Source organism: Kitasatospora sp. DSM 101779 (genome assembly GCF_025655475.1).
Lineage (GTDB): Bacteria > Actinomycetota > Actinomycetes > Streptomycetales > Streptomycetaceae > Kitasatospora.
Window position 1 is genome coordinate 25,450 of the sequence record NZ_JAHTIK010000002.1, and the last position, 6,170, is coordinate 31,619.

General features: G+C 75.3%; 7 protein-coding genes. All 7 read right to left on the bottom strand.

The features are described from left to right. Window positions 1–24 precede the first annotated feature (24 nt). Window positions 25–762 (bottom strand): hypothetical protein, encoded by a 738-nt coding sequence (locus tag KSNIM_RS38400; protein WP_263108294.1) that lies wholly within the window; start codon window positions 760–762, stop codon window positions 25–27. A gap of 94 nt (window positions 763–856) precedes the next feature. Beyond that, a complete protein-coding gene (gene dnaN / locus KSNIM_RS38405) occupies window positions 857–2,047 on the bottom strand; it encodes a DNA polymerase III subunit beta (RefSeq protein ID WP_263108295.1) in 1,191 nt (396 codons plus the stop codon). Window positions 2,048–2,069: 22 nt separating this feature from the next. Further along, entirely contained in the window at window positions 2,070–2,465 is a 396-nt protein-coding gene (locus tag KSNIM_RS38410; protein ID WP_263108296.1) for an RRQRL motif-containing zinc-binding protein, read from the bottom strand. Window positions 2,466–2,610: 145 nt separating this feature from the next. After that, window positions 2,611–2,835 carry a hypothetical protein gene (locus KSNIM_RS38415; RefSeq protein ID WP_263108297.1) on the bottom strand — a complete coding sequence of 75 codons (225 nt, stop codon included), beginning with the start codon at window positions 2,833–2,835 and terminating at the stop codon, window positions 2,611–2,613. Between the two features lie 23 nt (window positions 2,836–2,858). Further along, window positions 2,859–3,500, bottom strand: coding sequence for a hypothetical protein (locus KSNIM_RS38420; protein WP_263108298.1), 642 nt, complete (start codon window positions 3,498–3,500; stop codon window positions 2,859–2,861). Between the two features lie 146 nt (window positions 3,501–3,646). Then, the gene (locus KSNIM_RS38425; RefSeq protein WP_263108299.1) at window positions 3,647–4,126 is read right to left on the bottom strand and encodes a hypothetical protein; all 480 of its coding nucleotides are present in this window, start codon (window positions 4,124–4,126) and stop codon (window positions 3,647–3,649) included. 93 nt (window positions 4,127–4,219) lie between these two features. Continuing rightward, window positions 4,220–6,170, bottom strand: a 1,951-nt coding sequence (locus KSNIM_RS38430; RefSeq protein ID WP_263108300.1) for a hypothetical protein, incomplete at its 5' end; no start/stop codon positions are given.

The window sequence follows — 6,170 nt, forward strand, 5'->3', positions numbered from 1 at the left end:
GGGCGGCCCCGGGGATCAGTGGTGTCAGTCGTGCTGGCCGCCGTTGTCGCCGGTGAGGCGGCGGCCGTTGATGTCGACCTGGAGCTGCTGGACGTCGACGACGACGGCCTCGATGCGCGGCGCGGGGACCTCGACGGTGACGGGCACGACCGGCGCCGGCACGGGGGCAGCTGCGAGGGCGGCGGGTTCGTGGATGACAGTGGTGATCCAGGAGCCGGTCAGGGCGAGGGCAGCGAGCACGGCCCACGCGAGCGCGGCCAGGCCGGCCGCGACGGGGCGGCCGGGGCCGTCGGTGCCGGCCCAGGCCATGGCGACGGTCAGGGCGCCGAACACGGCGGCGCCGAGCTGGACGCCGACGGTGGCGCCCTGGCGCAGCGCCCGGATCAGGATCAGGGCGCCGGCGAGGGCCCAGGCGGTGAACAGGGTGCGGGGTCCGGCGGGCAGGCCGGCGGAGTGGGCCTGGAGGTAGTGGTGGATCGGGGTGCTGATCGTGCGCCAGAGCCGTCCGGCCGGGACGGTGGAGTGCTCGGGCTTCGCGATCCACTGGGCGGCGTGCAGCGCGTAGGGGCCGAGGGCGCACACGAGGACGATCAGCATGAGCAGCGCGCCGACGGCGAGCGCGACGGTCGCCGCGGTGCTCGGCGTCCCGTAGACGTCGCGGAGCATCCACCGCGGGGTGCGGCGATGGGTGTGCCAGATCAGGTCCGGGCTGTCGGTGTCGGCGGAGTGGTCGGTGGTCGGGGCGGTGTGGTGCTGGGACACGGTGGCTGTCTCCTCGACAGGTCGCTGGTGCAGCGAGTGGGGCAGGACTGGTCGCGGGCCGCCGCCGTGGTGCGGCGGCGGCCCGGGTGGCGGGTCAGGATCCGCTCAGACGAACCGGCATGACGACGTAGCGGTAGGGCTGCTCGGCGATGTCCTGGTCGTCGGCGCCGGTGTGGGCGGTGAGGACGGCTGGCTTGTGCGGGTCGCCGACGTGCAGGACCACCTCGGAGGCGGCGCAGGCCTTGATGCCGTCGCCGAGGAAGGCGGGGTTGAAGGCGATCGAGTAGCCGTCGGCGAGGTCGCCAGTGGCGGTGACCTCGATGGCGTCGCAGCCGTGGGCGTCGTCGCCGACGCCGGCCTCGATGCGCAGCAGACCCTGGTCGAGGGTGAGCCTGACGGGGGCGTTGGCGAGGGCAACCAGGGCGACGCGCTGCACGGCGGCGGTCAGTTCGGCCGCTGGGGCGCTGATGGTGCCGTCGGTGTTGGGGATCATCGCCACGGTCTTGGGGAACTCGGCGGAGATGAGGCGGGTCATGAACGAGGAGCCGCAGCTCGACCAGCCCCACAGTTCGCCGCCGTGGTGGAGGGTGAGCGGCCGGTCGGTGTCGTAGGCGCGCGCGAGGTCGCCGAACGTCTTCGCCGGGATCAGCGCCTCCACGCCGCCCGCCGCGTTGGCGCCGGCCTTCTTCCGGCCGCCGCCCTTGCCCGCCGGGGCGGGGGCGGGGGCGGGGGCGGGCTGGACGGTGACGCGGCGGTGGCCGATCCGGTAGCGGTTGGTGGCCACCATGGTCAGCTCGTCGCTGTCCAGGGTGACGTGCACGCCGGTCAGCGCCGGGAGGGCCTCCTCGGTGGAAGCCGCGAACGCGACCTGGGCGACGGCCTCGGCCCAGGCCTCGCCGTGCACGGTGGCGACGGCGGGCGGCAGACCGGGCAGCTGCGGGTACTCGTCGACCGGGAGCAGCGGCAGCTCGAACCGGGAGCGGCGGCAGGTGAGGGTCAGGCGGGTGTCGTTGGCCTCCAGGTCGACGTCGGCGCCTTTGGGCAGGCGGGCGCAGATGTCGGCGAGCAGTCGGCCGGGGACGAGGATGCGGCCGTCGTCGGCGATCTCGGCGTGGACGCGGTCGGTCGCGTAGACCTCGTAATCGGAGGCGGCCAGGTGCAGGCCGTCGTCGGCGGTGGTGACCAGGATGCCGGCCATCACCGGGACCACGGGCCGGGTGGAGACGGCGCGGACGGTGTGGGTGACGGCGGCGGCCAGGTGCTGGACGGACAGGCGCAGCTTCACAGCGGGTTCCCTTTCGGGGTGGTCAGGCGGCGGTGGTGAGGGCGGCGAGCTGGTCGCGCTCCGTCTCGGACAGCTCGGAGCAGGGCAGGCACGAGCCGAGGGTCTTGAGCGGGAGGCAGGCGTCGTGGCGGACCTGGCAGATGGGGCAGGTCTGGCGGGCGGCCATCGCCCGGTCCAGGGCGGCGGTGCGGCCCTGGGTCATCGGCCGCACCGGCTTCGCGGCGTCGATGCGGTAGAGGTAGGCGATCCGGCGGCCGCGGCGGCACACGACCTGGGCGGCGGGCTCCTGGCCGCCGGGGCGCAGGCCCATCGCGCGCAGCTGGCGGCGGGTGTGCAGGCCGGGGTCGGCGTAGCGCCAGGGCCAGGTCGGCAGGCCGCCGTGGTGCTCGCCGGTCGGGTCGATGTCGGGTACGCGCACGCTGTTGCTCTCCGTTCCGGTAGTCGGGCGGGCGGGGTGGTGCGGGCCGGTCGGCCGGTGACGGCCCCGGACACGGGTCCGCCCACCCGGCCGTTGTGCGGCGGGGTGGGCGGATGTGGCCGGGGACGAGGCCGGCGGGCCGGAATCAGGTGCGCTCGGTGTCGGCCCGGAGGCCGGCTTGTTCGGCGTCGGCGAGGAGCCGCCGGACGGCGGGGTCGTCGCGCCAGGTGCACCAGTCGGGTTCGCCGTCCGGGTCTGGGGCCGGCGGTTCGCCGCGGTCGGGCAGGTAGACGCTGGGCAGGTCCTCGTCGGGCCAGACCGGGGCGGGGCGGCGGGTGAGGAGCCGGGCGAGACGGCGGAGGGGGTTCACGGGCGGGTCCTCCTGGCGTGGTGTCAGCCGTTGTTGTTGGTGATGGAGCCGCGCCATCCGGCGGACTGCTTGCCGATGTTGGTCTGGTGCGTGCGGTGGACCAGGGCCAGGACGGTGCCGGTCGCGGACGAGCCGTCGCCGCTGGCCGTCGCGCCCGCCCCGGCGCCGGCGGCGACGGAGCGGAGCTTGCCGAGCAGGCACGCGAGGCCGACCACCACGGCGGCGACCGCGATCGCCGCCCACTTGAGGACGTGGCCGAGCTGGTCGGCGTGCGGGGCGACCTCGCCCACGGCCGCGCCGAGCATCCACACCGCGCCGCCGGCCGCGAGCGCCGCAACGGAGCCGTAGAGGATGCAGTGGCGCACCGCGAGCGGCAGGCCCGGATCGGCCACCGGCTGCCCGGCCGGGACTGCCGGAGCGGCGGGTGCGGGCTGCGCCTGCTCGGCGGCCTGGGCGGTGGTGAGCGGGTTGTGCACGGGGACGGCGGCGACCTGGCCGTCGATGATGGCCGGCACGAACGCGTCGTCCGAGGCGCCGGGGTGCAGCGCGACGGCGAGGATCTGGCCGTCGAGGATGACCGGGCTGTAGCCGGTGGCCAGGAGGCTGATCTGCGGCTCGGCCGGGGCCGGGGAAGCAGCGCGCGGCGTGTTCTGGGTGCTGCTCACGGCAGCCTCCTTCGGGGTCCACGGGGCAGGCGGGGAAGGGTCTGGCAGGGGGCGCCGGGCGCCTTCTGGGGCCGCCGGGCCCGCCCGGTGACAGGGCGGGCCCGGCAGCCCTCGGAGAGGCCGGGAGCGGGGCGTGTGAGGCCTGGTCAGGCCTCGGTTCGGGGGTGCTCGCAGATGGTGACCTCGCCGTTGACGTAGTGGCGGCGCAGGGCGGGCAGCCAGGTGGCGGCGGTCATGTCGGACGCGGCGACGATTGTTGTGACGGCGGCGGTGCGGCCGGTGGCGGCGAGGCGGTGCAGGAGGTGGGCCGTCTCGGTGTCGCGCAGGACGGGCTCGGCGTCGTCGATGACGATGCGGATGCGCGGCTCGTTCGGGGTGGGCTCGTGGTCGCGGTGGCGGGCGGTGCGCTCGGCGACGACGGCGAGCGCCTCGGTGAGCAGGGCGGCGGCCTGGTCGGCGCCGACGGTGCGGTCCAGGCCGGCCATGCGGCCGGGTCCGGTCGGCTCGATGCCCCAGACGGCGACGGCCGGGCCGTGGGCGGCCTTCTCGGCTGCGATCAGCTGCTGAAGGGTGCGGGTCTTGCCGGAGCAGGCACGGCCGACGATCAGGTGGTGGGTGGCGTTCACGGGGTTGCCTTCTCTCTCGCGCATGCGCGGGTGTGGGTGTGCCCGCCGCCCAGGTGTTCGGGCGGCGGGCACGGTGGAGGGGGTGACGGTGGTTCAGGCGGCCATCGCGGTGACGGAGCCCCAGGCGCCGTGGCCGAGGTCGACGACCTCGTTCTTCTCGGCGGCCCGCCTGAGGGTGGAGGAGACGGTGGACATCGGCATGCCGAGCCGGGCGGAGATGATCCCGGTGGTGGCCTGCCCCTCGGTCTCCAGGAAGGCGAGGATCGCCTTCCTCTTGTCGCCGCGCACCGGCGTCCCGGCCGCGGTGGCGGTGGTGGTGAGCTGCTGCTCGAAGCCGGGACCGGTCTGCGCCGGGACCTTGCCGAACGAGATGGCCGGGGCGACGACGCCGCCGTTCTTCTTCTGCGGCGCGCTCGGCGGCACGTCGCCCGCCACCTGGCCGAGGGTGGCGTCCCGGTCCGCGGTGACGCCGGGCACCGGCGGCAGCTCGCCGCGCCGACGGGCCGCCAGGCGCTCGTGCCACTCGACGTAGGCGGGGCCGATGTGCTCGGCGGCCTCCTGCGAGATGACGGCGGGGGTGCCGCGCTTGGCCCAGCGGGTGGCGATGCCGGCCCGCTCCGGCGCCCAGCCCCGGAACATCGCGGCGCGCTCCTCGACGCCCTTGAGGTAGCCCATGCCGGAGGTCGGCACGCCGGGCTGGTCCGGCCAGGTCGCGGGGATGTCGTTCGGGTCCGCTGGGAGGTTGATGACGTACCCGGCGGAGCGCTCGGTGGTGCGGAAAGCCACGTTGTTGCCCGCGGTGAGCGGCTGGCGCAGCTTCGTCGTGCCGAGCGAGTCGAGGGTGGGCAGGTGGGTGACCAGGCGGAGCTTGATGCCCACCTTGCGGCCGAGGATCGCGATCCGCACCGCGTAGTCCAGGGCCTCCGGGTAGTTCCCCCAGACGTCCTGCCACTCATCGATCGTCACCGAGATCAGCGGCTCCTCCGGCGTCGGCGACCAGTCCGTATCGCCGTACATCACGTCGCCGTCGTCGTCGTGCCACACCGTCAGGGCGGAGGCCTTGGAGCGGCGGGTGAGCTCGGCGTCGGCGGCGATCAGCATCGCCATGCACTCGTCCACACCCGGGGCGAAGTAGGAGAGGTAGTCCTGCCAGAAGCCGAAGCTCTTGCCCTCCTGCGGGTCCCCGCCCCAGGACGTCACCAGGCCGGAGTGCCGCTCGATCGAGAACAGGCTGCGCAGCAGCGCCGACTTGCCGGAGCCGGTCGCACCCGAGATGTGGGTGTGCACGGCGCCCCAGCCGGGCCGCCACATCTGGTACTGCGCCGGGGTGCCGTCGATGTGCAGGCCGAGCCGGGCGATCCCGGTCTCGACGTCGAGGGCCTCCGGGCCGGGGAACACCGGCACCTGCTTCAACGGGTTCTTGTCGTAGACCAGCAGCTTGGCACGGGACGCCGCCCCGCCGGGCACACCGTCCACGGCGATCGAGGAGATCGGCAGGTCGTAGGCGGAGGCGATCAGCGTGGTCGCGGCGATCGCGGAGGCGGTGGTCTGCCGGCCGCCGTCCAGCTCGATCAGCGCCTCCCACGCTCCGTCCCCGGTGTCGATGGGGTCGACCAGGCGCGAGCCGGGCAGCGCCCCGCGCTGCCCGCCGACCTTCTCCTCCCAGCGGGCGATCCGCTCCTCGACGCCGAGCGGTGCGGCCGCGGCGCGGATGCGGCGGCGCCACCACCACGGGATCGCCGTGGCCGGGGTGAGCGCCAGCCACCACAGCCCCGTCATCGGCGCCTCGAACGGCCCCGTGTGCGTGACCGGCATCAGCGTCAGCAGCGCTCCGGCCGCCGTCGCCGCGGCCGAGGTGCGCAGCAGCTCGGCCCTGCGCATCGGCCGGTTCGGCGGGGTCGGCAGCGCCCGGTGCCGGTGCAGGAACCGGGTGGTGCGGCCGCTGTAGGGCCGCTTCGCCCGCCACGCGCGGGTGGCGAGCACGGCCGCGGGCAGGGCGGCGTCGACGGCGAGCGCGCCGACGATGCCGTGCGGCGCGGCGGTC